The organism is Ponticaulis profundi (assembly GCF_042659465.1).
Lineage (GTDB): Bacteria > Pseudomonadota > Alphaproteobacteria > Caulobacterales > Hyphomonadaceae > Ponticaulis > Ponticaulis profundi.
The window spans coordinates 38,773-65,282 of the sequence record NZ_JBHSSW010000012.1 but is presented as its reverse complement, the minus strand read 5'-3'; the positions used below and the strand labels follow the sequence as shown (position 1 = coordinate 65,282).

Annotated in this window: 24 protein-coding genes; 7 read left to right on the top strand and 17 right to left on the bottom strand. The window is 55.5% G+C overall.

The features are described 5' to 3' along the window. Positions 1-18 precede the first annotated feature (18 nt). From ACFQDM_RS09665 to ACFQDM_RS09630, 8 genes are all read right to left on the bottom strand, one after another. Positions 19-264 (bottom strand): hypothetical protein, encoded by a 246-nt coding sequence (locus tag ACFQDM_RS09665; RefSeq protein WP_377378483.1) that lies wholly within the window; start codon positions 262-264, stop codon positions 19-21. Further along, a complete protein-coding gene (locus ACFQDM_RS09660) occupies positions 261-503 on the bottom strand; it encodes a hypothetical protein (protein WP_377378481.1) in 243 nt (80 codons plus the stop codon). Before ACFQDM_RS09660 ends, ACFQDM_RS09665 begins: the two co-directional genes overlap by 4 nt. A gap of 374 nt (positions 504-877) precedes the next feature. Then, a complete protein-coding gene (locus ACFQDM_RS09655) occupies positions 878-1,828 on the bottom strand; it encodes an alpha/beta hydrolase (protein WP_377378479.1) in 951 nt (316 codons plus the stop codon). A 146-nt stretch (positions 1,829-1,974) separates the two neighbouring features. Next, positions 1,975-2,388, bottom strand: coding sequence for a (R)-mandelonitrile lyase (locus ACFQDM_RS09650; RefSeq protein ID WP_377378477.1), 414 nt, complete (start codon positions 2,386-2,388; stop codon positions 1,975-1,977). Between the two features lie 57 nt (positions 2,389-2,445). Continuing rightward, positions 2,446-4,134: a carboxylesterase/lipase family protein gene (locus ACFQDM_RS09645; RefSeq protein ID WP_377378475.1), complete on the bottom strand. Its 1,689-nt coding sequence runs from the start codon at positions 4,132-4,134 to the stop codon at positions 2,446-2,448. A gap of 18 nt (positions 4,135-4,152) precedes the next feature. Beyond that, complete coding sequence (locus ACFQDM_RS09640) at positions 4,153-5,310, bottom strand: Gfo/Idh/MocA family protein (protein WP_377378473.1); 1,158 nt, start codon at positions 5,308-5,310, stop codon at positions 4,153-4,155. Positions 5,311-5,341: 31 nt separating this feature from the next. Next, on the bottom strand, positions 5,342-5,692 hold the full coding sequence (locus ACFQDM_RS09635; protein WP_377379121.1) for a cyclophilin-like fold protein: 351 nt from the start codon (positions 5,690-5,692) through the stop codon (positions 5,342-5,344). Positions 5,693-5,833: 141 nt separating this feature from the next. Beyond that, complete coding sequence (locus tag ACFQDM_RS09630) at positions 5,834-7,045, bottom strand: NAD(P)-dependent alcohol dehydrogenase (RefSeq protein ID WP_377378471.1); 1,212 nt, start codon at positions 7,043-7,045, stop codon at positions 5,834-5,836. 295 nt (positions 7,046-7,340) lie between these two features. Between ACFQDM_RS09630 and ACFQDM_RS09625 the strand changes: the two genes are divergently transcribed. The 7 genes from ACFQDM_RS09625 (at position 7,341) to ACFQDM_RS09595 (ending at position 13,194) form a co-directional block, all read left to right on the top strand. After that, positions 7,341-7,799 carry a (R)-mandelonitrile lyase gene (locus tag ACFQDM_RS09625; RefSeq protein WP_377378469.1) on the top strand — a complete coding sequence of 153 codons (459 nt, stop codon included), beginning with the start codon at positions 7,341-7,343 and terminating at the stop codon, positions 7,797-7,799. 158 nt (positions 7,800-7,957) lie between these two features. Continuing rightward, complete coding sequence (locus tag ACFQDM_RS09620) at positions 7,958-8,413, top strand: (R)-mandelonitrile lyase (protein WP_377378467.1); 456 nt, start codon at positions 7,958-7,960, stop codon at positions 8,411-8,413. Positions 8,414-8,557: 144 nt separating this feature from the next. Beyond that, positions 8,558-9,454 (top strand): LysR family transcriptional regulator, encoded by an 897-nt coding sequence (locus ACFQDM_RS09615; RefSeq protein ID WP_377379119.1) that lies wholly within the window; start codon positions 8,558-8,560, stop codon positions 9,452-9,454. A 102-nt stretch (positions 9,455-9,556) separates the two neighbouring features. Further along, positions 9,557-10,336 carry a carboxymuconolactone decarboxylase family protein gene (locus ACFQDM_RS09610; RefSeq protein WP_377378465.1) on the top strand — a complete coding sequence of 260 codons (780 nt, stop codon included), beginning with the start codon at positions 9,557-9,559 and terminating at the stop codon, positions 10,334-10,336. Positions 10,337-10,345: 9 nt separating this feature from the next. Continuing rightward, a complete protein-coding gene (locus ACFQDM_RS09605) occupies positions 10,346-10,999 on the top strand; it encodes an NADPH-dependent F420 reductase (protein WP_377378464.1) in 654 nt (217 codons plus the stop codon). Between the two features lie 135 nt (positions 11,000-11,134). Next, entirely contained in the window at positions 11,135-11,818 is a 684-nt protein-coding gene (locus tag ACFQDM_RS09600) for a dihydrofolate reductase family protein (RefSeq protein WP_377378462.1), read from the top strand. Positions 11,819-11,826: 8 nt separating this feature from the next. Further along, positions 11,827-13,194 carry an MFS transporter gene (locus ACFQDM_RS09595; protein WP_377378460.1) on the top strand — a complete coding sequence of 456 codons (1,368 nt, stop codon included), beginning with the start codon at positions 11,827-11,829 and terminating at the stop codon, positions 13,192-13,194. A gap of 113 nt (positions 13,195-13,307) precedes the next feature. On the opposite strand, the gene ACFQDM_RS09590 is transcribed toward ACFQDM_RS09595, so the two are convergent. The 9 genes from ACFQDM_RS09590 to ACFQDM_RS09550 all read right to left on the bottom strand — a co-directional run bounded on the left by ACFQDM_RS09590 (position 13,308) and on the right by ACFQDM_RS09550 (position 26,489). Next, positions 13,308-14,507 carry a M14 family zinc carboxypeptidase gene (locus ACFQDM_RS09590; protein WP_377378458.1) on the bottom strand — a complete coding sequence of 400 codons (1,200 nt, stop codon included), beginning with the start codon at positions 14,505-14,507 and terminating at the stop codon, positions 13,308-13,310. Further along, the gene (locus ACFQDM_RS09585; RefSeq protein ID WP_377378456.1) at positions 14,507-17,866 is read right to left on the bottom strand and encodes a TonB-dependent receptor domain-containing protein; all 3,360 of its coding nucleotides are present in this window, start codon (positions 17,864-17,866) and stop codon (positions 14,507-14,509) included. The genes ACFQDM_RS09590 and ACFQDM_RS09585 overlap by 1 nt, the downstream gene beginning before the upstream one ends. A gap of 97 nt (positions 17,867-17,963) precedes the next feature. Beyond that, the gene (locus ACFQDM_RS09580) at positions 17,964-18,998 is read right to left on the bottom strand and encodes a FecR family protein (protein WP_377378454.1); all 1,035 of its coding nucleotides are present in this window, start codon (positions 18,996-18,998) and stop codon (positions 17,964-17,966) included. After that, a complete protein-coding gene (locus ACFQDM_RS09575; protein WP_377378452.1) occupies positions 18,985-19,527 on the bottom strand; it encodes an RNA polymerase sigma factor in 543 nt (180 codons plus the stop codon). Before ACFQDM_RS09575 ends, ACFQDM_RS09580 begins: the two co-directional genes overlap by 14 nt. 185 nt (positions 19,528-19,712) lie before the next feature. Further along, a complete protein-coding gene (locus ACFQDM_RS09570; RefSeq protein WP_377379117.1) occupies positions 19,713-20,672 on the bottom strand; it encodes a pectin acetylesterase-family hydrolase in 960 nt (319 codons plus the stop codon). A gap of 274 nt (positions 20,673-20,946) precedes the next feature. Further along, positions 20,947-21,996, bottom strand: a complete 1,050-nt coding sequence (locus ACFQDM_RS09565) for an alcohol dehydrogenase (protein ID WP_377378450.1) — start codon at positions 21,994-21,996, stop codon at positions 20,947-20,949. A 53-nt stretch (positions 21,997-22,049) separates the two neighbouring features. Further along, positions 22,050-23,063, bottom strand: a complete 1,014-nt coding sequence (locus tag ACFQDM_RS09560; RefSeq protein WP_377378448.1) for an NADPH:quinone oxidoreductase family protein — start codon at positions 23,061-23,063, stop codon at positions 22,050-22,052. A gap of 6 nt (positions 23,064-23,069) precedes the next feature. Continuing rightward, a complete protein-coding gene (locus ACFQDM_RS09555) occupies positions 23,070-24,425 on the bottom strand; it encodes a spinster family MFS transporter (protein ID WP_377378446.1) in 1,356 nt (451 codons plus the stop codon). Positions 24,426-24,494: 69 nt separating this feature from the next. After that, positions 24,495-26,489 carry an alkyl/aryl-sulfatase gene (locus ACFQDM_RS09550; protein ID WP_377378444.1) on the bottom strand — a complete coding sequence of 665 codons (1,995 nt, stop codon included), beginning with the start codon at positions 26,487-26,489 and terminating at the stop codon, positions 24,495-24,497. Positions 26,490-26,510 lie beyond the last annotated feature (21 nt).

Sequence of the window (26,510 nt, the reverse complement as noted above, 5' to 3'; positions counted from 1 at the left end):
TGGCGTTTCCTCAAAATCTTATATGTTTTCTGTCATGTAGCGGGCAGATGATGCGGCCAGCGCGTCTCGAACATGCTCCCAGCCTGTTCCGACGAGCGCTTCGGCTTTTTCAACGCCGCTCAACTCCATCAGGCGGTGCGTAGCGTAGTCATCCAGCGTCACGAGAGACCGACCGCCATTTTCAAACTGCAGCGTGACAATCAGCTCGGCGACACCATCATGCGCCGCTGCCACCTGAATGTGCTGGATCACGGCGCCGCTCATGCCGTGGCAAGTGGCGCTTCGACGAAAATGACATCGCTTGGCAGGATCTGATTTCCAGCACGCGGGCTGCCTTCCGGGGCGGGTGCGCGCATGAAGACATGCAGATTCCAGCTCTGAAGATCTGAAATGGCCTTCTTGGAATCCGTGCCCGGGAATTCCCGCTTTGCAATGCTCTCCCAGGTGTCATCACCCAGTGGCAATATCGATTTTCGCACACGCGATAGTTCTGCGATGCTCATCGCTTCCTCCCTCTATAATTGTTTTCTTGTTTTTATTAATTAAAACACGTTCTGTTTTTTTGACAAGCCGTGTTCTGAGGGAAATGAAATGAAAAATAAATAACGGACCTGATCAGCCAGCCCCTGTCACCCACCTGTTCGAAACAGTTGAAGACAGATCAAGTAAAGATTGCCCGCGCAATCAAGTTGCGCCCTGAGAAAAAACCTTCACTAAAGGTCGCCATGTCGATCAGACGGCATGCAGGACGGGCCTGGCATGGTTCTGAACAGCGCATGCCTTCCGAAGCCTTCACGTCATCGGAATATGGATCGTCGGGTATAAAAAAGGGCGGATACAGGGATCCGCCCAATATGTTGGTGTCGCGAACTGCGGTCTATTCGAAAGCGGTCTTGAAGAAGTTCACCAGCTTATCGAACGGGATGACGTCGGTTTTGTCATAGAGGTCGACGTGGGTCGCTTTCGGAATGACAAACAATTCCTTGGGTTCAGCGGCAGCTTCATAGACATCCTCGCTGAAATAAAGCGAATGCGCGATCTCACCCGCAATCAAAAGGATCGGACGTCCGGCCAGCCAATCGAGATCATCCAGCAAAGCAAAATTCATCCAGCTTGGCGTGCTGGTCACGGTAAACTGCGTAATGGAGTTTGGGTGATAACCACGCGGACGAGAATAGAAGCTGCCGAATTCCTGCGCAGCCTGGGGCGCGTCATCATCCCAGTCCAGAGGCGCACCACGACCGGTCAACGCTGGCGATGCGGCCTCAAAGTCCGCATATCTCTGCTCTGCAATCTGCTTGAGTGATTTCTGGCGCTCTTCATCACTCATGGAATCGTTCATGCCGAGCTTTTGCATACGGGAGATGTCATACATCGAAGTCGTTGCAACCGCCTTGATCCGCGGATCTACTTTTGCTGCTGAAAGCGCAAATCCACCCGATCCGCAGATACCGATCGCACCAATCTTCTCCCGCTCGACAAAATCACGCGTACCCAGGAAATCGACAGCCGCCATGAAGTCTTCGACAAACACATCCGGCGACGACAGATGACGTGGATAGCCACCTGAATTGCCATTGAAGGACGGGTCGAACGTCAAAACGACAAAGCCTTTCTGTGCAAGCTGATTGGCATAAACGCCAGGCCCCTGCTCTTTTACACCGCCATATGGCGCGCCAACGATGAGCGCCGGATAACGTTTCGACTCATCGAAATCAGCCGGTTTGTAGAGGTCCGCTGCGATCTCGATTCCGTAGCGGGTTTCATAAGTGACCGGCGTTCGCGTCACGTTTTCAGCCAACTCGAAAATATAATTGTCCTGGGCCATCATTCTTTCCTTTGTCATGCATGCACGCTGAAAAAGCGCACAGCGGTGCCGCGTGCTCTCCGAGGAGAGCACCAGCTCTTGTTCTTTGTTTTCCTTGAGAGGTACCGCCTCAGCTGCGCCTCAACGCGGCTAAGGCTGGAAGCGACCTAGTCCTTGCGAACCGGACCGCTCAGATACTCTTCGTCCGAGACGTGCTCGAGCCATGTCACCGCGCTGCCATCCAGCACCTCCTGAATCGCGATATGCGTCATGGCCGTCGTCGACGTCGCACCATGCCAGTGCTTGTGGTTTGGCGGGCATTGAATGATATCCCCCGCGCGCACTTCAACGCGTTCTTCACCTTCGCATTGGGTCCAGCCGACACCGGATGTCACGATCAGGGCCTGACCGAGCGGGTGCGTATGCCAGGCCGTCCGGGCACCGGGCTGGAACGTCACGATCGCTCCGGACACGCGCGCCGGATCTTCACTGCCAAATTGCCAGTCCAGACGCACATCGCCGGTGAAGGTTTCTGCAGGCCCCTTTTGGGCTTCCATTGATCCGTTTCGAATGATTTTCATTCCAAATTCCTTTCAGTTTGCGAGCACTCGATGCGCGTAATCGCGAGCCGCTCGTGGTTAGTTCACTCCGGCGCGGGACCAGAGCATTGTGTGAAAAAGTTCAACCATATCGGCGTCCATGTAAGGTTTGACGTCGCTGGTCACGTTGAGATGCATGCTCGCTCGACTTTCCGTCGTGTATTCTGGCCAATCCGGCAGCGCGCTATTTCCTGGGCGGCCTGTTCGAGCAAATGTTACCCATGCCTCTGACACCGTCTTGCCCAGCATTGCAGCTTCGGCACCGCCCCCGGTCATAACCTGACCCGCTTCAGTCCGAACATTGTCAAAGACAAAAGGAATTTCGATGGTGTGCGGTGAATAGAGTTTTCCGTCTTCAATAGGTGTCTGCCAGTTGAACCGGTAGGCATAAACGGCTGCAGCGCCCGAAATGGATCGCTGGTCGAGCACTTCGGAGCTGAGGGCCCCCATTGCGTAATCCGAGAAGATCCGAAACCAGAGACCGGACGGATCATAATCAGGAAAATCCCGTCGATAGGTCGCTAGAATTCTCGTCGCATTTTCAGCGCCGAACATGCCTGCCACACGTTGCTCAAGCTGAGCTTCGGTCTGAGAATAGGCAGCCTTGTCTCCCAGCATGAAAAGCGTAAATTCAGTGCCTGTTTGACCGACCATTAGCGGCACATCCAGGCTGGATGCCACAGCTTCCGGATCATACACATGTTCTGGCAACAGAGTGTCATTCAGGACCGGCCAGAAACCTGTCGGAAAGCCGGGAGCCTGGAACGACATAGGTGCTCCTGACATGACAGCTGCTTCCGCCGCGAGGACGTCTTCAAAAGAGATGCTGTTCAGCTTATCCGCTGTTTCGGGCGTAATTCCGAGACTTTCGAGAACAGACCGCGCAATCTCGTCTGCATCTTCATGCGAATGAAAACGTGTTAAAGGTCCACTTTCAACAATGGCACGGTGGAACAGTCCTTTTGCCGCCGGACTACCCAATAGCGTGTTGACTTTCCAGCCTCCGCCGGATTCACCAAAGATTGTGACCAGATCAGGGTCGCCACCAAAGGCCTGAATATTGTCACGCACCCATTCGAGCGCCGCAATCATGTCCTTGACGCTCAGATTATCCGAGTCAGAGAACGCTCCGCCAAGCACCCGAGAAAAATCTGTAAGGCCCGAGGCCCCCAGACGATGGTTGATGGTGACGACGACCACATCACCCCGGCTTGCGAGATTCTGCCCATCATAGATCGCACATGACCCACTTCCGCTCGTCCAGCCTCCACCGTGTAGCCAGACCATGACTGGCAATCGTCGATCGGTATTCGCTGGTGCCCAGACGTTCAGAGCAAGACAATCGTCGCCCGAAGTAACATAATCTGGCGGATCAAATGCGGGAGTAACCGGAGACCCTCCGGTTGGATCTGCTGCCTGCTGGGGTGCATTGTCGGCATACCGGAGCGCTTCCCGCACACCGGACCATGCATCGACGGGTTTCGGAGGCGCAAACCGATTGGCTCCGTTAATCGGTTGCGCATAACGAATACCAAGGAACCGGTTCACATTCCCAAGGCGCTCCCCCTGGAGTTTCCCTTTCTCGGTCCGTGCAATTGGTGTGCTTCCACCAACTGCTTCCGATGTGGCACAAGCCGCAGCAGCACTAGCGGCAGATATCGCCAGCATGGAGCGTCGTGTCATCGGCATGCCGGTGAGGCCAGACGCGGGGTCATGTTTTCCATTCATGTTCAGACATCTTCTTTCTTATGCAAGGTGATCCTTAGCGTTCAACGGCAGTGGACGATCGCGCGGTTCGAGGTGGACCCGCGCACCACTTTCTGAGGCACGCTCGATCGCATCGATGACTCTTTGCACACCGACGGCATCATCGAATGTAGAGGCCGCTCTGTTCCCAGTGCGAAAGTCCTTTGCCATCCTTGCATAGTTACGAGCCACATTGCCCGGCACAGGATCGGCGGTCAGCCCTTCGCAATATGTTTCGGGCACCTCTAATGGTTTCAATTCCCCGTCGCCTGCTTTCGCGCCTGACAGGGACAATTGCGCCATCTGACTGTGACCAAAAGGCGCTGTAACCCGAAGGTCACCATCTGTACCATGAATGTCCCAGACAAACCCTTCGGTGCCGTTTGGCATGCCACCTTGATAGTGGATCGACAGCGGCACATCCTGTTCCAGACGAGCGGTCACCAGAATTTGGTCGGGAGCCGTTTGCTCAAGAATCTGACCGTCGTCTTCCGATTTGACGTTCCTCACGCGCGTATCCAGCATAGCCGAGATTTCAGTAAAATCCCCGAGGACATCGCAGACGGCGGCAATGGTATGTCCTAATGGAATGGTGAGCATGGTCGCGCCGTTGGACTTATCCAGCAGATATCCCAACCGCGAAATGTTGCTCGCCGTCGCTCCCCAGTTTCCACCCCAGCCAGACAGGCTCGATGACAGCACGCGTCCAACAAACCCTTCTGCGATTAACTTCCGCATATAGAGCACAGGCGGTGAAACGCGCGCTTGCAGCCCGACGACAGCGACAAGGTCTTTCGAGCGCGCGAGATCAGCCATCTCTTCAGCTTCAGCAAGACCATTGCCAAGCGGTGCTTCGCAATAAACATGCTTTCCAGCATTCAGAGCGGCCCTTACAACTTTGATGTGCTGAGGAACCGTGATGGTTACAGTGACGGCATCGATGTCAGGTGATGCGATCAAAGCGTCAGCATTGTCGAAAGCGTTCGGTATGCCAAGGGCCTCAGCTGCGGCCTTACTGCTTTCCAGATTGCTGTTCGCGACACCTGTGATCTCGTAATCATCTGACAACAGCTTCAAGGATGGAACATGAGCGACACCCGCCCAGCTTTCATCTGGTTTCAATCCGATGATGCCAATTCTGATTTTATCCTGCGTCATAATAAACCTCAGTCATATCAAAGAAATGATGTCATTCAGCTCGCTGAAAGCGGGCCTTGTAAGAGTCCGCTTTCAGAAGCGGCTCGATAGAGCCATCAAAGGCGCCGAGCCGAACAAGCCCTGCAGTCGTTCCAAATGATTTGTAGAAAATCGCCATATTGCCCCAGGGCGCATAAAGCGTGATGTCACCGGGCTTGGGTGTGTAGCTTCGCGGGGCATCCGTTGTGTCGAGCTGGCGCGGCAGATCAGCAACTTTCTCCATGCCGTGATAGTCGCTGAGCTCCAAATCCAGCGGCAACAGGCTGAGAAAGTCACGCCCGATGCGGGTGTCATCAATCACAGCCTGCAATGTTGCGTTTTCGAGAATGACCTGAATTTTCATCTTGTCCACGTCAGCTCCTGATATCTCTGCGACGCTGTTAAGATGGACATGAAAAAGCCGGGAGATTAGTCCCGGCAAATTCCTTATTCTTATGAATTATTGTCATAAGTCAGCGCGGAACCCGTGCTGCATGAGCGCGTATCATGCGCTCGTCATATCAATCACATAGCGGTAGCGAGCTTGTTTGTTCACGACTTTTTTACAAGCCTCACCAATCTGATCGGGTGTGATCAGCTCGTACTCTGCAGAAATGCCATGACGTTCCGCGAAATCAATGACGCGCTGCGTTTCCGCGATACCGCCTGTCATTGAACCTGCGAGGCTTTGCCGACCAAAGCCCATCATCATGCCATGTGCCCCCTCAATCGGGAAAAGCGCGCCCACATTCACGAGCGTCTTGTCGAGCTTCAGCATGCTCAGAAACTGCTGCATCTGGAAGGCAACCGGAACCGTTGCCAGCATCAGGTCGAAACTTGCCATCTGGCTTGCCATGGCTTGCTCGTCGGACCAGAGATAAGCTTCCTTGGCTCCGAACGCCTTAGCATCTTCGAGCTTGTCTTCAGACGTCGTGAAGACGACGACTTCAGCGCCTTTGGCTGCGGCGAATTTCACGGCCAGATGCCCCAGACCGCCCATACCGATCACACCAAACCGTTCGCCCGGTTTCAGGTCCCAATGCACGATGGGCGAGAATGTGGTGATACCTGCGCAAAGCATTGGCGCGACACCTGCCAGATCCATACCCGGCGGGATGCGCAGCACATAGTCTTCGTCCACCACAATCTTTTTGGAATAGCCGCCATACGTCACGCCGCCCAGATGCTTGTCCGGTGAGCCATAAGTGAATGTGGTACCGTTCAGACAGTTCTGCTCGCGATCTGCCTTGCAGTTCATGCATTCACCACAGCTGTCGACGATCGTGCCGACGCCTGCAATATCGCCTTCGCGGAATTTGACAACATCGGCGCCAACGCCGACAACGCGGCCAACGATTTCATGCCCCGGGACGAGCGGGAAGTTTGCAGGCCCCCAGTCGCCTTTATAGGTGTGAATATCCGAATGGCAGATGGAGCTGTACATAATGTCGATGACAACATCTTTGGCCCCTGCCGCCCGGCGTGGAATGGTATGAGGCGCGAAGCTGCCATTTTCATCAAACGCCGCCCAGGCCTGGACATTGCTCGCCGACAAGTCTGCCGGACCAGATGTTTGCGCGGACGCTGATCCATTCATGACGGAAGCTGCCAGCGGCGTTGCTGCGGCCGCGGCAATCGTGCCCGAGCGAAGAAAATCCCGGCGGCTCTTGCCGTCACGGGTTAGTCGTTCTGATTTTTGATCACAGGATTTGCACATGCTCACGCTCCGCCGCCGTAACAGGTTGGTCCATTTGTGCTGAGTGAGATCCCAGCCACATGCGCATTATTCCTGGATGGCCTGGTTTGATAATGGTGCTGGCTCGCACACCGCTAATGACCCTGACTTATAAATCTTCGTGGAAGCGGCCCCACATTCATGAGCTTTGCTCATGGGTGGCTTGTCGGAGCCACTCTCGAAGCGAGCCGTTTTCTATCTAGATTCTGACCACGTTCACCGCGAACACGTCCGATCTTAAAAAACACCGCTCAAACACGATCAAAAGGTCTGCTGAATGAAACGACTCGCTGCAACCGCCGCCATCCTGCTGACAGTACCGTGTGCTGTTGCTCAGTCCATGGAACTCACCAAGGCAGACGATCGTGAAGGTCGTTTTGTCAGTGAAGAGCGGTTCACCGGAACTGTTTTTCTGACACCCGTGTTCGGCCCCAACATGAACAATATCAGATCGTCGGAAGTGACATTTCTGGCCGGCGCACGGACGGCCTGGCACTCACATCCCGGCGGACAGCAATTGGTGATCACCAGTGGTACAGGCTGGACACAAGTGCGAGGCGGCGAACGTGTCGTCATGAAAGTGGGCGATGTCATCTGGTGCCCGCCAGATGTAGACCACTGGCATGGCGCCACAGACAAAACCTCCATGACCCATCTGGCAATCTTTCCGAACGCAGAAGGTTCAGGCGTAGACTGGAAGGATCATGTCAGCGACGTTGATTATCTTGGCGAATAAATGATCCGACACGCCAGAAACTTTGTTCCGAATAACGCGGTAAGACGCAAACCCATGCCCGCACCTGGAACGAAGTCAGCCTCACGGCCTTACTTTAACAACCAGCGAATTTCCGGCCCTGCCGATCGAACAAAGAAACTCTAAAGGAGACCCAATCCATGAAGTATGCACTCGCGACACTCGCCTTCGCGCTCGCCGCGCCAACGGCGCTGGCTCAATCTATGGAGATTACCAAAGCCGAAGACCGCGCAGGAAATATCGGCGGGGATGAAACCTTCACAGGCACGGTCTATGTTGCACCGGTCTTTCCTCCGAACATGAATGATGTGAGCGCCGGTGAAGTGACCTTCATGCCGGGTGCACGCTCCGCATGGCACACCCACCCGCTGGGCCAGCAACTGATCGTGACGTCTGGCACAGGATGGGTACAGGAACGCGGTAAAGAAAAGCTCGTCATGCAGGCTGGCGACGTGATCTGGTGTCCTCCGGGCGTCGAACACTGGCATGGCGGCACGGACAAGACATCCGTGACACACTTCGCCCTTCAGGCGTCAAAAGACGGCAAGGCGGTCGTTTGGGGTGACAAAGTCACCGACGAAGAATTCCTCGACTAACCGACTCCTTCGACGTCAAAGCCAGCCCCGTCGCAACATGCTCTGCGGCGGGGCGTTTTGCATAATCCTTGGACTTTATGAGTAATTTGCATATATTATGTGGGGTCGAGAATGACGCTTGCGTCCAAGGCTGAAGGCCCCCTCATGCTCCGTGACAATCTGAACGACCTCATCGCCCTAGCTGCTGTTGCCGAAGAGCGCAGTTTTACGCGCGCGGCAGCGCGGCTGAACGTATCTCAATCTGCACTCAGCCATACAATCAAGGGACTGGAAGAACGCCTTGGATTGCGGCTATTGACCCGGACCACCCGCTCCGTTGCTCCCACACTGGAAGCAGAAGATCTGCTAGCCACCATCACACCGTGCTTTGAAAAGATCGAAGCGCGGCTGAAAGCGCTGAATGACAGTCGCGACCAGCCCACAGGAACCGTTCGCATTGTTGCTACCGATTATGCCGCCGACACCATACTCTGGCCCAAACTGTCTCCGGTCCTGAAACAACACCCCTCCGTCAATCTCGAGATTGTCATGGACTATGGCTATACAGACCTTGCGAGTTCGCAGTGTGATGCTGGCGTCCGGTATGGCGATCAGGTCAGCGATGGAATGATCTCCATGCGCATCGCACAGGATGACCGCATGATCTGTGTTGGCTCCCCGGAGTATTTCGAACAAGCCGGACGTCCAGACGTGCCGCATGATCTGGAAACACACCGTTGCATCAATCTGCGCCTGTCAAACCATGGCGCACTCTATGCCTGGGAATTCGAGGACGAAAACGGCCATGAAATCCGCGTCAAAGTCAGCGGACAGGTGTGTTTCAACACCATTCAACCCGTTTTGACCGCAGCGCGGGATGGTCATGGTCTGGCCCTTGTTCCGGAAGGTCTGGCAAAGACTCACCTTGAAGCCGGAACACTGGAAACATGTCTCGATTCCTACTGCCCGTCTTTCCCCGGCTTTCACCTGTACTACCCAAGCCGGCAGCGTCCTTCGTCAGCATTTCAGGTTGTGCTGGATGCCTTACGGGAACGCGGCTGATATTCATGAAAGTCACTCATGGGTGGCTTGTCCATTCCGATCCTTCTCCACTGGCAACCAAGTCCCACATCGAACGTAGAGACACCAGAATAGGAGCTCAGAATGAAAAACCACATTGCCGCGTCTGCATCCGCCCTCGTCCTGATGTCTCAGGCAGGCACCGCCTCTGCATCTGAGAGCGCTGCCCCCGAGGCACTCGCCAAAGTGGCGCCAGCGCTCGAGGCCTATACAAAGGAAGATGTGTTCGGCACCGTCTGGAATGATGAGCAACTCTCCAAGCGTGACAGAAGCCTTGTGACATTCGCTGCTCTGATGACGCGACATGAAACCGACCAGCTTGCGCAATATATCAAGCTCGCACTGGATTCAGGTGTCACGCCTGCAGAGCTTTCAGAAACCATTACGCATCTCGCCTTCTACACAGGCTGGGGCAACGCTGTAGCAGCGGCGGAAGCCGCCGCCCCGATTTTTGAAGAACGCGGGATTGATCCAGCCGACCTCCCAGCTGCTGATGTCGAACTTTTACCGCTTAACGAAGAAGCTGAAGCAGCGCGCCAGAACAATGTTCAGAGCAATTACGGCGATGTGAGCCAGGGCGTCGTGGACTATACCGAAGACCTTCTCTTCCGGGATTTGTGGCTGCGTCCGGATCTTGCTCCGCGTGACCGCAGTCTGGTCACAGTCGCAGCTCTGATTGCCGCAGGCCAGCCGGAGCAGATGACGTTCCACCTCAACCGCGCCATGGACAATGGTCTGACGAAGGATGAAGCGAGCGGCGTTCTGGCTCACCTGGCCTTCTATGCGGGCTGGCCAAAGGTCTTTTCGGCCATGCCAGTTGCAAAAGATGTCTTCGAGAGCCGCGCCGAAAAAGAAGCTGAATAGGACAACCGGATGAAGATCGGCATTCTTGGCTCTGGACGTATGGGCGCCACGCTTGGGCGCCTCTGGGCCAAGGCCGGACATGTCCCGATCTTCAGTTATTCTCGCTGCACCAACAAACTCGAGACCCTCTCCAGAGAAACGGGCGGCGAGCATGCCTCAGTCGCCGAGACTGTTGCGGGCGCTGACGTTTTGCTGCTTGCCGTGCACTGGTCCCAGATCGAAGATGTGCTGGAACAGGCTGGCGATCTGGACGGCAAGATCATTCTGAACTGCTGTGTCCCGCTTAATGACAGCGACACAGAATTGGTGATTGGCACGACAAATTCCGGTGCCGAAACACTGGCAGAATGGCGATCAGAAGCGCGATGGGTTGCCTGTTTCAACACCTGTCCATCGGAAAGCCTGGACGTGGTATTTTCCCGCCGGGAACAATCAGATCGCCCGCATCTACTGACATATGGTGACGATCCTGGCGCCAAGGATACGGCAAAGGCACTGATACGCGATATCGGCTTTGAACCACTGGAAGCAGGCGGTTTGCATACCGCACGCTTTGTAGAGCCTTTTGCCATGGTCACGGCAGAACTCGCCTACGGTCAGCCGGGTGGAGCTGAACTGATCTATCAGTTCAGTCGTCTCGATCGCGATGGCAATCGCATTTGATGAAGATTCCTCATCAATGACAGGACGTGTCCGGGGCTAATCTCCTCAGCCAGACATGTTACATGAAGACTGAGCGAAGCGCGCACTCTGTTCAGCGATTTGCACCGCCACCAGTATTTGAAAATGAGCAAGCACATGCAACGCCCGGAAATCATCTGCCACATGGTCACGTCACTTGATGGACGCCTTTTGCCTGACCGGTGGCCGTTTTCGGAAGACCATATCATGTCCATGTACGAAGCAACCGCTGCGAAGCTCGATGCGAGCGGATGGGCGGTCGGGCGAGCCACGATGCTTCACTATGTTGATGAAGGTGAACCGGACCTTCTGGATGCGCCCCGCTCACGCCAGCCCATTGTTGCCAGATCGGACGCCGAAAAGATTGGGATCTGTTTTGACCGTCTCGGGCGCCTCCGCCCGGAGAGCGGCGATATCGATGGCGATCATCTCGTCATCGTTGTGTCGGACAAAGTCAGTCAGCGCCATATCGATCGCCTCGTCAAATCTGGTGTCTCTGTCTTCTTCTCCGGGCCGGATGGCGAAGACATCGAGACGGCGCTTTGCGACATTGCCGCGTCCTTTGATGTAAAAAGGCTCCTTCTGGAAGGCGGCGGCGAGATGAATGGCGCCTTTCTGTCCAAGGATCTCATCGATGAAACCAGCATACTGATCCTGCCTGTCCTGGACGGCGGACAGGATGTGCCAGCCATTGTCGCGCAACCGGATGGTCACAAAGCCCGAAAGACCGGATTGATTTCTTCCGAGACACTGGCTGATGGCACGGTGTGGTTACGTCATCGCCTCATCAAAGAGGTTTAGACGGTACTATGTCCAACGAAAAAATAGCGCTTTTACCCGGGCCGCTTTTCATCATCGCATTCGCGACCTTTCTCGCCCTTGTCGTGTTCACAGCACCCCTCACCACGCTTGACGCGATGACGGAAACGCATGCGCTTTCTGCAAGCGGTCAGGCCTGGGTCATGAGCGGTATGCCCCTCGGAGCAGCCTGCGGCCTCCTGACGGCCGGAGCGCTAGGCGACACATTGGGCCGACGGGCAGTGTTTGTTGGTGGCCTCTGGCTCACGGTTCTCTCTTCCATCGGTGCTGCTTTTGCCCCGAACGGTCTGATCCTCATCCTCATGCGGATCATTCAGGGGCTTGGAAGCGCCGGTCTTATGGCATGTGGCCTCGGCCTGCTCGGGCAAATCCACACCGGCCAGGCCAGACAGCAAGCAGCTGGCATATGGGCGGCGTCACTCGGAGGCGGCGTTGCGGCGGGCCCAATTCTCGCATCGCTTGCCATGATGACAGCTGGCTGGCCCACCATTCACATTCTGATCGCTATCATCTCTGCGATCCTCGCCCTGGCAGCTCAATCCCGACTGCCCGAGAGCCCACGGAAAGAGGAACCGGTAGATCTGCTCGGCAGCCTGTTACTGATCATCGGGTTGGGATGTCTGCTATCCGCACTCACCGAAGTTCGCTTCGGTCTGACACCTCTTGTCTGGAGCTTACTGTGTGTCGGGCTGGTTTTGCTCGCAGTCTTCTTCGTCCTGGAAAAACGTCTGTCCAATCCAATTCTTCAGGTCGAATTGTTTGCGCGGACTGACTTTTCGGGGGCGACGCTGGCTGCATTCGCATCCGGCGCCGGAGTGCTCGCGCTCATGTCGATGGTGCCGACCGTTTTGGTACGTGGGAATGACGTTGCGCCGATGATGACATCTGTCATCCTTCTTGCCTGGTCTGGCGTCACCGTCTTCTCAGCCATTGGCGCAAACTATCTGCCTGCAGGCTTAACCCCGCGAAACCGAGTAATACTGGCAATTTTTGGATGCGCAGTCGGTCAACTCCTTTTGTTGGTGATAAATCCCGGAACCAGCTGGCTATGGGTGTTGCCGGGATTGTTCATTGCAGGCATTGCCAATGGGGTCCTGAACGCTTCACTGGGCCACGCTGCCGTCGAAAGCGTGCCAGACGACCGCTCCGCGATGGGGTCTGCTGCGAACAACACCGCGCGCTATCTTGGTTCCGCACTCGGGATTGCGCTCATCTCCATCCTCATTGCGAATACAGGTGGAGAGACCCTCTTTCTACGCTGGCACGAAGCTGTTCTCGCAACGACGGCATTCAGCATTGTCGGCGCGATCGCAATGATACTGATGGCAAGGCGTCGGACCAGGCTGTCCGGATCCTGATTGGCTTACCAGAGGTCGAGCGTCGCGCCCTCAAAGACGACGACCAAGTCACAAAAAGCCCTGCCAGCGCTGACACGCACGCAGGGCCCGAAATCCTGATCTTTTACGAAGACTCACTCAGTGAAAAACACCTCAAAGAGCGTGTCGGCCGTGATCTCGCCGACACGTTCTGCCTCTGAACGTGAAGCGCCATCGCCAAGCTCAATCGTCATGCCCGGTGTCCGGAAGGTTTGAAGCGCCCAGTTCTTCGACGTGCCCTTTCCGTCATTATGGCTGGAAATCCAGTCAGGTGACGGCTCAAAGGCTTCGTCCAACGCCGCTTTCAAAGCCATGGGAAACGTAGAATCCGTATTTGGCGTACTGAATGGATGGAAGTAGACCAACGTGCTCCAGGTTGAATGGAAATCCAGAAAGGCCAGCATATCTTTCCCGGCGGCTTCGCGCTGGATGAGCTGTTCAGCTGTTCGAATTTCCGGCTGCTTGAGACTGAACCAGTCACGGTTCAGATCCACACCACCCATATTGTGGCGCCAATAGCCATTCTCGACGCCATCCGGATTCAACATCGGGAAAAACACAAACCGCGTGTTCGCAAAGGATGGCTCGCCCAATCGCGCGACAACCTTCTCGACGAAAGCTTCAAAGGCGATTGCTCCATTCAGCTCCGGTGGATGCTGCCGCGTCATGGCGATGACCACACTCCCGGCATCCTCAGGACCAGCGGTAAGTGCTGTTAACGAACGCCCCTCAATGGATTGCCCGTATTCCACGACCTCAAGCCCGTGATGTTCTGCAATCTCCCGCGTCCAGACATCCGTATCCGCTACAGAAACAATCGGCAGACCTGCAATAATCTGATTATGATCCGAGGCAGGCACAGTGAGCACAGCGATACGCCCCTCGTCGCGCACATCGACCTGCGCGTCTTTCATCTTCCGCCAGTCACTGTCCCCTGACTTTATCCAGGGGGAATAGCGGTGGCGGTGTGATCCATAATCGAGCGTTATGTTGACCTCAGCCTCCTCATTTCCCTCGACCGAAAAAGCATACCAGGGACTTGGATTGATACGCGCATCGACAGCCGCTTCCGGCCAGACTGTCAGAGCGAAGCCATCCTCCCGGAGCGCGCAGCCATGCTGCCCGCCGACGGGGAAGTCAGTTCGAATTGATACCTGATCACGCACACAAAGCGCCTCTGTGCGCGCAGCAGTTTGCGTCTGAGGATCCGAAACGGTTGAACATGCACCGAGCGCACAGACAAAGACAGCGCCGGCAAGCCGGCGCTGTCTGAAGTTGATTGGGGTTAGGTTCATTAGAAAGTTTTCCGAACACTCAGATAAACAAAACGACCTCGTGAAGAGTGCAGTCCACCGATATAGCCATAAGACTCATCTGCGAGCGGTGGCTCTTCGTTAAAGACATTTCGCATGCCGAGACGGACACGGGTTGGTGTCTCGGTTTCGTCCGCCAGTGTGTACTGGATGTAGGCATTGTGGCGCATGGCAGAGTCCACGACCCAGTAGTCACCTGTCTCATCATTCGTCGCGCTGGTATCAAGCACGTCATCGACGAAGCTCGTAAACCAGCCCGCTCCGAACGGCCCTTTGCGCCAGGTTGCTGATGCGCTCCAGCGCCATTCTGGCAGGCCATCCTGACGGATCAGATCACCCACGCCCTCAATGGAAACAACTTCGCTGATCTGACCAGATTCCTGAGCATCCAGGATACGCTGCTCAATCGGCGAAATGTCCTGATAGAAGGTCAGAAGCTGGGCGACATTGGCACGAAGCGAGAAGTCACCCCAAGCCGTATCATCGATGGAATAGTAGACACCGAAGTCCAGGCCTTCTGCTTCACGCGGCAGGAAGTTGTAATAGTTGTCATTGACCTGGATGATCTCGCCAGCAGGAACCAGACCAGCATCGATGTAAGCCTGCGCTTCTTCATCAGACAACGTTTCACGCACGACCGCTGGGTTGGTTTCGCCCATCGTCCGAAGCAAATAGTCGTACAGGATGTGATTGTCGTCACCGAAAATGCCGACCACATCTTCCTGTTTAATCGACCAGTAATCGACAGTCAGCTGGAGCTCACCGAATTTCGGCGGGATGAAGAGCGCATCGAATACCATACCGGCAGAGAAGTTTTCGGACTCTTCCGGTCCAAGCTCCGTCGAGCCCTGGCGTTCGCTGACAACGGATTCTGAACGATCACAATCAGAGAAGCTTGCAATGACGCCTGTGCGCAGATCATACTCACACTGCACATAGTCCGTCCGTGAGTTGGACCGGCGAAGCGCGCGGTTGAACTGTTGCTGCAGGTTTGGAGCCTTGAAGCCTTCTGACCATGCCGCACGGAAGAGCAGCGGCTCGACCGGACGCCATGCCAGTGCGATCTTCGGCTTGGTCACACTGCCGAACAGGTCATAGTCCTCATACCGCACAGCCAGTTGCGCATCGAGTGACTGAACCAGCGGGATGTTCATATCCTCGGAGATCAGAGGTACTGCAAATTCTGCATAGGCGGAGAAGACATCTCGATCACCCTCTGAATCGAGCGTTGGGCTGGAGCCCATCACATCGCTGGTCGCTTCGCCCGTACGCGGTGAGATGAACTCAATCGTGCCATCAAGCCGTGGATCTCGGTCATCCTCATACGTTTCGCGGCGAGCCTCAACACCCAGCGCCACACCAAGTGGACCGGCTGGCAGCTCAAACAGATCCGGACGGCTGAGCTTGAAGTCCCAGAGCGCGAGACTTGTGCTGCTGATACGCGAAACCGGAACGATGAAGCCGGCCATTGTGTCAGCATTGCTTGGCGTGCCATCACCTGAATCAGACAGTGGCAGGCCGCCACCATTGAATGGGTTGTACGCATCAGGCGTTGTTAAGCTGAGGGCCTCGGTGAACAGCGTGTTTGAGATACGCGTCGTCGTATCATCGGTTTCTGCTTCTGAATAAAGCAGTGCCGTTTCCCAGTTCCAGTCCTTGAATTCACCACGCAGGCCACCAAGCAGGCGCCAGTTTGTGTTTTCAACCTGGATTTCACGCGGGCCAGCATCCACAACGCGGTACCGACGCAATTCAACGTCATACCCTTCATCAGGTGTGCCGATGCCATCAATGCGATTTGCAGATCCGACCGGACCAAACGGGTTCCAGTAGTTATTCGCCGGAATGATGGTCCGGTCAGCTGTCAGGTTAGCCGAGCCTTCGCGCTGAGATTTGGAAATCGCGCGATAGAAGCCTGCTTCAGAGAAGAAACGAACACCGTTGGTGAAATCGTGGTTGAAGGTACCGAACAGGTTGAGGCGCTCAACTGCTGAGCTGATTGTCCGGTCGGAGTTACGGTTATAGCGCTCTGGAATATTTGATGATGCATCATTGTCATCAATACAAATACCGTTGCCGAGATCGATCAGGCATCCGGCCATATCATCTGGCTGAATGTGGAAATCCTCGCGACCAAGCGCTGGCGAATCCACCTGTTGACCGGTGGTCGGGTCGTAGAGAATGAACGCACCCCACGGCGTATTGGTCGAGGTGTTGCGAAAATCTGTGTCCCCGGCCCAGTCGTCTGGCAACTGGTCACGCAGGTCTTCATTCGCAGCGAAATCGCGCTCTGATGCAAAAATTGCATCACGGTCGGTGTAGGAACCGAACAGTGCGATGTTGGAGCGGTCATTGTTAAAGTTCTTGCCGGCCTGGAAGCTGAGATTGATTTCCTCGCCGCCATCAATGTCAGGCTCGAGACCATAGCGGAATGACGCGGTCAGACCGTCAAAATCATCATCCAGAACCGTGTTCACAACACCGGCAACGGCATCAGAACCATAAAGCGCGGCTGCGCCATCGAGCAGGACCTCAACGCGGCTGACACCCGTGACCGGGATCGCGTTCGAGTTCACAGTCGTGACCGGAACCAGATTTTCAGACTGAGTACCCGGGTGATTGACCATGCGTCGGCCATTCAGAAGCGCCAGCGTGTTGCCAGTGCCAATGGCGCGCAGATTGATGCTGGCCACATCACCGCGTGCGGAGTTCACACCGCCCACAAGATCCGTTGCCGTATTGAAGTTTACGTCACCCATTTGCGGGATGGAACGAAACAGGTCATCGCCGTCGATCGAACCAACACCGTCGATCTGATCTTCGCCAAGTACAGTCACAGGAAGCGCGCCATCGATCTGAGCGCCAACAATCTGAGAGCCGACAACCTGAATGCTGTCAAAGACGCGTTCTTCGTCAGCAGGCTCAACGTCAGAGACCGGAGCGGCGGTTGGCGTATCCAGTTGCGCAAGCTGGATCGGTTCAGGAGAACGGCGCGGCGCTGGTTTGCGGACCGGCTTGGTTTCAGCACTCGCCAGGATCATCACCGCGCCAGAGCGGTCCGAGCGGGTTTTCAGGTTGGAGCCGGACAGGAGACGGTCAAGCGCTTCTTCGCTGGTAATCGCACCATCAACCCCCGGTGCCTTCATGCCCTGAACCTGATCTGATTTGAAAATCAAATCCTTGCCGGACTGAACACTCCAGGCGTTCAATGCCTGATCGAGTGGTCCTGCTGGAATATCAAAGTTCTGCCCTGCCTGCGCGTGCGCTGCGCCAAAGCTGAGAAAGGTCGTCGCCGCAGCAATCGCCGCACTGGATAGCAATCCGGTTTTGAGTTGTGCCATTGGATTTCCCCGTCAATTGGCTGAGATCTTGGTTTTACCCCGTTTGTACCTGCTGACGGACGATTGATAAAAATCCATCAGTGTCTGGATAAAAAAATTATCTGTCGCTGAGTTGGACGCGCTCACCGGACCTTTTGACGGTGAGCCCCAAACCGGTTTCGGCCAGTCGCAGAAACCCTTCAACATTGTCGGTCGCAAACGTCCCGCCAATGCGCACATCTGCGGCCTGCCCGTCTTCGACCGTCAGCTGCAGGCGGCTGTATCGATTAAATTCAGCGACGACGTCGGACAAAGGCATATTGCTGAAACGCAATCGCCCGGATCGCCATAAAAGACGGTTTTCGACCTCTGCCATACCAACGGTTTCCGCCATCGCATCCTGTCGGTTGGAATAGCCGATCATCCCAGCGGTCAGTTCAACTGACGCATCAGGGCTTGCCGTCTCGGAGGTCAGAGAGACATGTCCTTCGGACACCGCAACCTCTATCGCATCCACCTTCATTTCAACGGCAAAGACGGTTCCGCGGACAATAATGTTGCCATCCGGCGTATCGACCCGGAAAGGACGGTCCGGATTCTTCGCCACTTCAAACAAGGCCTCACCGCGGACGAGTTCAACGTCTCTGAAACCGTCACTATAGTGGACATCAACGCGCGAATTCGTGTTTAGTGTGATGATACTGCCGTCTTCCAGCGTAACGGTCCGCGTCTCCCCGAGCTGGCTGAAGTAAACGACGGGCTCATCAACAGGCGTTGGAGCCAGCCAGCCTGACAGAGGCAGAAAAGCAGCCACACAGATGGCCGCCGCCATGGCAATGGCAGCACTGACAAGCGCCGTCCGCGCACGTCGCGGCCACGCATGCTCAGGAACATCCACAGTATCGGATCGTAGTGCCGCCAGACGATGAGTGCGCTGCCAGGCTGAGAACGTCTGCAGAAAACTCACACGGTGTGCCAGATTCTCGCTGATCCAGTGTTCAAACTCAGCGGAGATCGAGCACAGGTTTTCGATATCCAGCTCCGCATCGAGATGTCCTTCCCGATCGAACTGCGCAATCCAATGGGCCGCTTCCGCTTCAGTATCTGTCGAAGAGGTTTGACGATCGGGCCCTTGTGTTTCAGGCGAAATCATCTCGGCGGGCCTCAGACTTTCTTGTTTTGCCTGCTGACCTGACCACGCCATGTCTGCGGAAATATTCCATCAACAAAGTTACGCCCTTGCTGATATGTCTTTCGACAGTCGGCTCTGATATTTTGAGCTTTTTCGCGGTTTCTCTCTGCGAACACCCCTGCACACGGCGCATGAAAATCACGTCCCGTGTCCTCTGAGGAAGATCGTCCAGCGCGTCTTGCAGCATTCGCAATTCCTGTCTCGCAGATGTCGTTTCAAAAGGATCAGCTTCATCTGTGGAGACGGACAAGCTTTCAAAATCCATCACAGCATCGATCGTTACCACACTCTTTTTTCGAATCCGGTCGATCATCAGATTACGTGCGATACGAAACATCAGTGCGCGAGGCTGCGTCGGGCGGTTCTCCAGCGCAAAGCGATAGAGACGGGTCAGGACTTCCTGTCGAAGGTCTGCAACTTCATCAGACTGGCGCCAGTGCCGACGAATAAAATTCTCAAGTTCTGCCTCTAGTGGGAGAACTTCTGTCATGAACCATTGGTCCGCACACGAATTTCCAGTGTCAGAAGATGACATGACAGGCCGAAATGAAAGAATGGAGCTCGTAAGGGTTGCAGTTCAGCTTCTTCGCAAATGCAACACATGACAGTCAATAAGCAGTACGAAGCGGGCAACTGCCCGAAAATTCACCAGCGCCTTAGTCGCACCCGTGAATATCACTCCGTTTCAGCTGATGGCATTTGTTCAGGGGCCTGGCACCCTTCGCAGAGGATATTATCAACGCCTTCGCCAATCGCCAGATCTGCGACCCAGTCACGCAAGCGAATGTCGTTGACGCTCAGACTGTAAAAAGCCTGCTTACCAAGAACTGTATGCGTATCGCTGGGGGCTATAAATGTCCGGAAATCTGAAAGGCTTTTTGAAATATCCGCATTGTTTTCATGAAGATTTTCCAGAAGCGTTTCGTTCTCGCTGTTTGATCCCAGAAACCAAGACTGAGCTGCGTCGGAAGCAAAATCAAAACGGGCCAATGTCATTTCGGGGAAAGCCTGTCCGGCCTGAATATAGAGTTGCTCAAAGCTCCAGTTTTCTGGCGTCAGGTCACCAAAACCTGGCACCTGGGTGACAAAGTTGAACATCTGCCAGCGGTCTTGCTGCGATGTGACGGGACTCTCGTAACGGTAGCCACCTGCTCCATCGCCCAGAGAAACGATACGCGCATTGCCATATTGGTCTGCAAGCAGGCTCGCATAAATAGGCGTCGGGATCGCACCAGCGGATTCACCTGTTACAAAAATCGCGTCCGGCGCAAATGACCGATCAAACACCCAATCCAACGCCGCCTTTGCATTTAGCCAGCCTCGGTGATGAACAGTGAAGGTTTCACCATTGGGACGCTGATAAACAGCGTCGTTATCACCAATATGCACATCGCCGGTACAATAAGGCACATACACCATGCTGTAGTCCGAAAATGGATTTTCGGAATTATCGAAATCGAAGATACCCGTTGCCGGCATCGGCTGATCTTGCAGTGTCATTTTATAGGTTGGCTGGCCTTCCGGATCGCATGAACTGCTTTCAGAGCAACCTCCGCCACCTTCCAGGAAGAAAACCAGTTTGTCGGGATCACCTGCATGCGTCAGGAAGAAAAATTCCGAGCCATCCGAACACATCGTGTCACCACCTGGCGATACTCTGTCCCAGACAGCCTCCGATTTTGTAGCAGTTGGCTCTGTCGTGGATGTGGGGGCATTGCCAACTGAGGGGTCTGAGCAAGCTGTCAGACACGCCAGACTCACGAAAATCGAAAGGGTTTCACTGCGCATGTGTTCTACCTCAGCCAAATACTGTCTGGGAGTGTGCACATCTGGCGAGACAGTGGCCAGCGTTTTAACAAGTATCCCTGGAGCGAACGCCAGGCATTCGCTCCAAAGCTATGGATATCAACTAGCTTTGCAGGACGGCACGGCCCGTGATCTTGCCTTCGCGAAGCGCTTTGAGCGTTTCGTCCGCAGCATCCAGACTGCAGGTCGAGATCGTGATTTCCGGTACCTTTCCGGCGCGGCCGAGCTCAGCCAGCTCCTTCAACTCTTCGAGAGAGCCGACATAGGAACCAGACAGGGTGATCGAGCGCATCGGAATGGTTGCCAGTGGCATTTCGATCGAGCCACCAAACAGGCCGACCATGATCTGTTTGCCACCTTTGCGCAGCACCGACATGCCAAATTCGGCTGTTGCTGGCGCACCGACAAAATCGATCACGGTTGCAAACCCACCGCCCGTCGATTTCAGCAATGCCTTGCGGGACGCCTTGTCGGAAGGATCGACCGCTTCTGAGGCGCCGAGCTTCAGAGCGTCAGCGCGGCGGTCTTCGTTGATCTCAGCCACAATTGGCGCAACGCCGTAAAGTGCGGTGCACAGGGCAATCGCAGACTGGCCCACACCGCCAGCACCGATGATGAGGATCGGATCTTCACTCGTGACGCGTTGTGCTTTCTTGAGTGCACTGAAAGCTGTCAGACTAGAGCAGGCATACGTGCAGGCAATCGCATCTGGCACATTGCCGTAATCCACCAGATATTTGGAATCAGGGACCATGACATGATCACTGAAACCGCCCGGCGCAGACAGGCCAAGCACGTTTCCGACCGGGCAGAGATGCTCTTCCCCATTGACGCAGAGGCTGCATTTTCCGCAACCAATCCATGGATAAACGAGCCATTTTGAGCCCGGCTCAATACCTTCGACGTCCGGTCCGGTCGACACGACTTCGCCGACAATTTCATGACCAAGCGTGTGAGGGCGTTTCGTGGTCTGATCGAGTGGCAGTTTGCGCCCACCGCCAAGATCGAAATAGCCATCGTGAATGTGAATATCGCTGTGGCAGACACCGCAGGACGCCATGCGGATCAGAACCTGTTTCCCGGTTGGTTCAGGGGTTGGTTCTTCGACGCGCTGAAGCGGTGCACCGAATTCTTCAAACTTGTAGCTTTTCATCAGAGGTCTCCTGTTCGGTGAGACATACACTCCGGATCGGGTGAATGTCGGTATCAGTTGTTCGGATCATTCGCCTGCGGCGCCTCGCCATCAGACGGAATTCGTAAGAGTGTTTTCGAAACACCTTTGCCTGACAAAGCGAAGGTCAGAGCCTGTTTGTAATCTTCGAAGTCGAAGACACGCCCTGTCGGGACAGCCAGTTTTCCGGATGCAACAAGGTCCAGCAGGTCGGTCAGCATGGCATCAGCTTCACCCGGTTCGAAAACCTGCGAAAACTGCCGATAATCAACGCCAAGCAATGCAGCGCCTTTCATCAGAGGCAGGTTCACACGAAGGGATGGAATGTCGCCGCCGACAAACCCAACGATCAGGTAACGGCCGCGCCAGCTGAGGCTACGGAAAGCAGGCTCCATCAGAGCGCCGCAGGCCGGGTCAAACACCACATCCAGACCATCAGGAATAAGCGCTTTCAGGCGGTCACGCCAGCCATCTTCCTCACGATCAATAACGAGGTCAGCCCCGGCATCAAGGACGAGCTGACGCTTTTCTTCACTCGATGCGACACCAATCACGCGGGCACCAAGCGCTTTGCCGACCTCGACAGCTGCAAGTCCGACGCCGCCTGCCGCACCAAAAACGAGCAATGTCTCACCGGCTTTCAGAGCGCCTCGGTCGCGCAGTCCATGCATGGCGGTGACATAGTTCACCTGAAAGCCAGCCGCCTGAGCAAAACTCATCGTCTCCGGAATACGCTTCACCGTCTGCGCCGAACTCAAAGCATATTCGGCAAAGCCCCCGCCGACCGTAGCAAGGACACGGTCTCCCACCGCCACAGCGGTCACGTCTTCGCCTATGGCATCGATCACACCTGCGACCTCGACACCCGGCGTATGCGGGAGCTTTGGCTTTACCTGGTAGCGACCCAACGCAACGAGGGAGTCCACATAACCAATGCCGCACATTTCCACCTGGACGCGGACCTCTCCCCTGCGCGGTTCCGGCCGGGGGGCTTCCACGATGGCATAGTTATCAATGGAGTCGGTATTGGAAGACTGGATCGTTTTCATATCGGCCTACTCGATCATTTCTTTCTCAAGCGGCTTGGCAGCAAACCAGTAGCAAAGCGCTGAAATCGCGCTCACACCTGAGACAATAATCATCGCCCAGCGTAAGCCATCTGCTGCGCCCAGGCTAGCAGCCAGCGTGTCGCTGACGAGACCAACGGAAAGCGGGCCAAGGCCCAGACCGATCGCGTTGAGCAGGAACAGGAAAATCGCAATCGCAGTGGCGCGCGAACGCGGGTGAGAAAGGCCCTGAATGCTCGCATAGACAGGTCCGTACCACATGCTCGACAGAACAGATGGAATGATCAGGAAGAGCATGGCCCATCCGGCAGATGGAATAACAAATGTCAGCGCATAGGTCGGCGCGGCAAGCAAAGCGCCAATGCCCGGCGTAAAGGCATAGACCTTTTTGGACTTCCAGAAATCACCTGCGTGACCACCAATCAAAGTACCAAGTGCACCGCCAAGGCCAAGACCAATACCGAGTCCCAGACCGACAAGCGACGTTGGACCTGGCAGGCCCATGCTGGTCGCAAGCTCTGCCAGACCTTCGGCATGGACGCGCAGGAAGAATGGCGCGAGGAACGCGTGCATGCTGTAGCCAACGAATACCGTGAGGCAAGTGCCGAGTGTCATCCAGATGAAGGCCTGTTTTGAAGCCAGGCTTTTCGCGACTTCAGACATTTTCGGCACATGGTCTTCAGGCTCCAGCGCGGCTGCCGGGTCTTCCAGCGGATTGACCGTTTTCTTCTTCGAACGTGGGTCCTTGATGAACAGGAAGATCACGATTGCGAGCAGGATGCCGGGCGGACCGACGATGAAGAACACCGCGCGCCAGCCGACGATATCGACGAGAAAGCCACCGAGCATCATACCGAGCAGCGCACCTACCGGCACACCGAGATTGTAGATGGAAAGCGCCTTGGAGCGTTGCTCCGGCTTGGTCACATCAGCGATCAGAGACATGGCAGGCGGCGTACAGCCGGACTCACCAAAACCAACACCGAAGCGGGCCAGCGCGAGCTGCCAGAAGTTCTGCGCAAAGCCAATGACGGTCGTACAGGCACTCCAGACAATGAGCGCAACACTGATCAGAGCACTGCGGTTTGTCCGTTCTGCGATGCGCGCAACCGGAATACCAAGCGTCGCATACAGAAGGGCGAAGGCAAGACCCGAGATAGCACCAAGCTGCCAGTCGGCGAGCTGAAGATCATGCTTGATGTGTTCAGCGACAATGTTGACGACCTGACGGTCGAGATAGCTGAGCGTATAGGCTGCGCCCATGGTCAGGACGAGGCCAATCGGAAAGGCAGCGCTGCCTTTCGATTTTGCAGGACGATCCTGTTCGATATTTTGATCAGTCATTGAGGCTTCCTCGCCAATTTCATTTATCTTTGACCGGGGCGACAGACCTGCCGCCCACGCCCGCATTCATCAGGGCTCAACGATGTTGAACCAGAACTCCGGACCATCCAGCGTTTCGATATAGGCGTTGAACGCCGCCTCATCGCCGGACACAGATGCATCGCCTGACGCGATCAGGTCCGGGACGGTCGCACTGCCGGAAAACAGTGTGACGAAAGCCTTTTTGGTGGTCGTCATGGTGGCTGCAGCCTCATCCGATTGCACACCCGTGCGTGGGAAAGCTGTCGCTTTGCCGACCTGAATGGTCGCCATTTCTTCTGTGTCAGTGAACACGATGTTCAGATCGTATGGCTCACGGCTCATCCGCTCCGGCGCATATTGAACCGCCAGAAGATCCAGAAGACGCGCAGTCGGCAGACTCGCAAAGTAAGACGCATTGCGGCTGATGGAGCCCTGTCCCGGCGGTCCATTGAGGACTTCGCGGGCAGCCGTCAGAAAATAACTTCGCCATGTGCCGCTTTCCGCCTGAAAGCCAAGCTGCTCATAGGTTGCTGACAGCCATTCGCGTGCGAGCTTGTTATCGGGCGCAGCAAACACCGCATGGTTGAGAACTTCGGCACTCCAGCGATAGTCACCGGCTTCGAATGCCTCAATGCCTTCGGCAATGACCGCATCTATGCCGCCCATCGCATCCACAAAGCGCTCCGCTTTCTGAACGGGTGGATGTTGGTAATAGTTGGCCGGATTGCCATCCCACCAGCCGTAATAGAACTGATAGACCGCTTTGGTGTTGTGATTGTTCGTGCCGTAATAGCCGCGCGTATCAAAGTTCTGCTGCTGGATTTCCGGTTCCGGAATATCCTCGGCGATCTCGATCATCGTCTGGCCTTTGTTGGCACGACGCAGCACCTGATCATGGGTGTATCGGTAAACATCACGCTGGCGGCGCAGATAGTCCTGGATGTTTTCCTGATCCCAGACTGGCCAGTGGTGGGATGCAAATGACACATCAACCTTATCGCCATATTCCAGAAGCATATGATCAAGCACTTCACTCCAGCGCAGGAAGTCGCGCACCTTAGCCCCGCGCGGTGTCAGTGCATTGTGGAGTGTTCGTGTGGCCACTTCAGCGGTGCAGATCGCATCAAACTGCGGCAGGTAAAACATGAATTCGGCAGGTGCCTCTGTGCCAGCTGCATCGACAAACACGAACTCGATGCCATCAATCGTTCGTTTGTAGTCGTCGCCGCCGATCTCCTCCGTCGGAGCAATCATGCCGATCTTGCCATTCGGGAAGCGCGGCCCCAGACCGGATGAAACATGCCCGATCTCGGAGACTTCCAGAGCGGTTCCAAGCATTGGCACCGCCCGGCGCGACATGTGAATGCCAGCAACCGCACTTTCCGCTGAAATGGAATCCGCGAAACCGAGCGGCGCAATGATCGGCACACCCTGGGCTTCTGCCTCTTCCGGATCGATCACACCGGCCGCACCGCCATAATGGTCTGCGTGTCCATGGGTATAGATCAGACCGGTAATCGGACGTTCGCCAAGCGTTTTCGTAACGAGCTCCATCGCAGCGGCCGCCGTCTCACGCGTCGACAACGGATCAACAATGATCCAGCCCGTCTCGCCGCGAATGACCGTCATCACCGAGATGTCATAGCCGCGAACCTGATAGATGCCATCTTTGACTTCGAAGATGCCATGCATGGCAGACAATTGCGCCTGGCGCCAAAGAGATGGATTGACCGTGTCCGGCGCTTCACCGGTGAAGGATGAGAGCTTCGCCATTGGCCAAACGACCTTGCCGTTCTCATCATAGATCGCTTCGAGGTCTGGTTCGCTCGCCAGAAAACCACGCTTTGCGTCTTCATAGTCTTGCTGATCATCAATCGGAAGGCGGCTCGCAACCGCCGCATTGGCGGTGGCCGTCGCCTGTGTCGCCTCACCTTTTGAAGACGGCGAAGGTAGCTCAGACGCCGTGACATCCTGAGCATATCCAGGCTGCATCAGTGTGCACAGAATGACGGCGGAAACCGCGCCCTTGAGTGTGTGCTTCATCTCGCTACTCCCTTACAAATG

Coding starts and splice junctions, on each gene's coding strand:
- ACFQDM_RS09665 (WP_377378483.1), bottom strand. CDS start 264: ATGAGCGGCGCCGTGATCCAGCACATTCAGGTGGCAGCGGCGCATGAT.
- ACFQDM_RS09660 (WP_377378481.1), bottom strand. CDS start 503: ATGAGCATCGCAGAACTATCGCGTGTGCGAAAATCGATATTGCCACTG.
- ACFQDM_RS09655 (WP_377378479.1), bottom strand. CDS start 1,828: ATGGCCCAGGACAATTATATTTTCGAGTTGGCTGAAAACGTGACGCGA.
- ACFQDM_RS09650 (WP_377378477.1), bottom strand. CDS start 2,388: ATGAAAATCATTCGAAACGGATCAATGGAAGCCCAAAAGGGGCCTGCA.
- ACFQDM_RS09645 (WP_377378475.1), bottom strand. CDS start 4,134: ATGAATGGAAAACATGACCCCGCGTCTGGCCTCACCGGCATGCCGATG.
- ACFQDM_RS09640 (WP_377378473.1), bottom strand. CDS start 5,310: ATGACGCAGGATAAAATCAGAATTGGCATCATCGGATTGAAACCAGAT.
- ACFQDM_RS09635 (WP_377379121.1), bottom strand. CDS start 5,692: ATGAAAATTCAGGTCATTCTCGAAAACGCAACATTGCAGGCTGTGATT.
- ACFQDM_RS09630 (WP_377378471.1), bottom strand. CDS start 7,045: ATGTGCAAATCCTGTGATCAAAAATCAGAACGACTAACCCGTGACGGC.
- ACFQDM_RS09625 (WP_377378469.1), top strand. CDS start 7,341: ATGAAACGACTCGCTGCAACCGCCGCCATCCTGCTGACAGTACCGTGT.
- ACFQDM_RS09620 (WP_377378467.1), top strand. CDS start 7,958: ATGAAGTATGCACTCGCGACACTCGCCTTCGCGCTCGCCGCGCCAACG.
- ACFQDM_RS09615 (WP_377379119.1), top strand. CDS start 8,558: ATGCTCCGTGACAATCTGAACGACCTCATCGCCCTAGCTGCTGTTGCC.
- ACFQDM_RS09610 (WP_377378465.1), top strand. CDS start 9,557: ATGAAAAACCACATTGCCGCGTCTGCATCCGCCCTCGTCCTGATGTCT.
- ACFQDM_RS09605 (WP_377378464.1), top strand. CDS start 10,346: ATGAAGATCGGCATTCTTGGCTCTGGACGTATGGGCGCCACGCTTGGG.
- ACFQDM_RS09600 (WP_377378462.1), top strand. CDS start 11,135: ATGCAACGCCCGGAAATCATCTGCCACATGGTCACGTCACTTGATGGA.
- ACFQDM_RS09595 (WP_377378460.1), top strand. CDS start 11,827: ATGTCCAACGAAAAAATAGCGCTTTTACCCGGGCCGCTTTTCATCATC.
- ACFQDM_RS09590 (WP_377378458.1), bottom strand. CDS start 14,507: ATGAACCTAACCCCAATCAACTTCAGACAGCGCCGGCTTGCCGGCGCT.
- ACFQDM_RS09585 (WP_377378456.1), bottom strand. CDS start 17,866: ATGGCACAACTCAAAACCGGATTGCTATCCAGTGCGGCGATTGCTGCG.
- ACFQDM_RS09580 (WP_377378454.1), bottom strand. CDS start 18,998: ATGATTTCGCCTGAAACACAAGGGCCCGATCGTCAAACCTCTTCGACA.
- ACFQDM_RS09575 (WP_377378452.1), bottom strand. CDS start 19,527: ATGACAGAAGTTCTCCCACTAGAGGCAGAACTTGAGAATTTTATTCGT.
- ACFQDM_RS09570 (WP_377379117.1), bottom strand. CDS start 20,672: ATGTGTTCGGATGGCTCGGAATTTTTCTTCCTGACGCATGCAGGTGAT.
- ACFQDM_RS09565 (WP_377378450.1), bottom strand. CDS start 21,996: ATGAAAAGCTACAAGTTTGAAGAATTCGGTGCACCGCTTCAGCGCGTC.
- ACFQDM_RS09560 (WP_377378448.1), bottom strand. CDS start 23,063: ATGAAAACGATCCAGTCTTCCAATACCGACTCCATTGATAACTATGCC.
- ACFQDM_RS09555 (WP_377378446.1), bottom strand. CDS start 24,425: ATGACTGATCAAAATATCGAACAGGATCGTCCTGCAAAATCGAAAGGC.
- ACFQDM_RS09550 (WP_377378444.1), bottom strand. CDS start 26,489: ATGAAGCACACACTCAAGGGCGCGGTTTCCGCCGTCATTCTGTGCACA.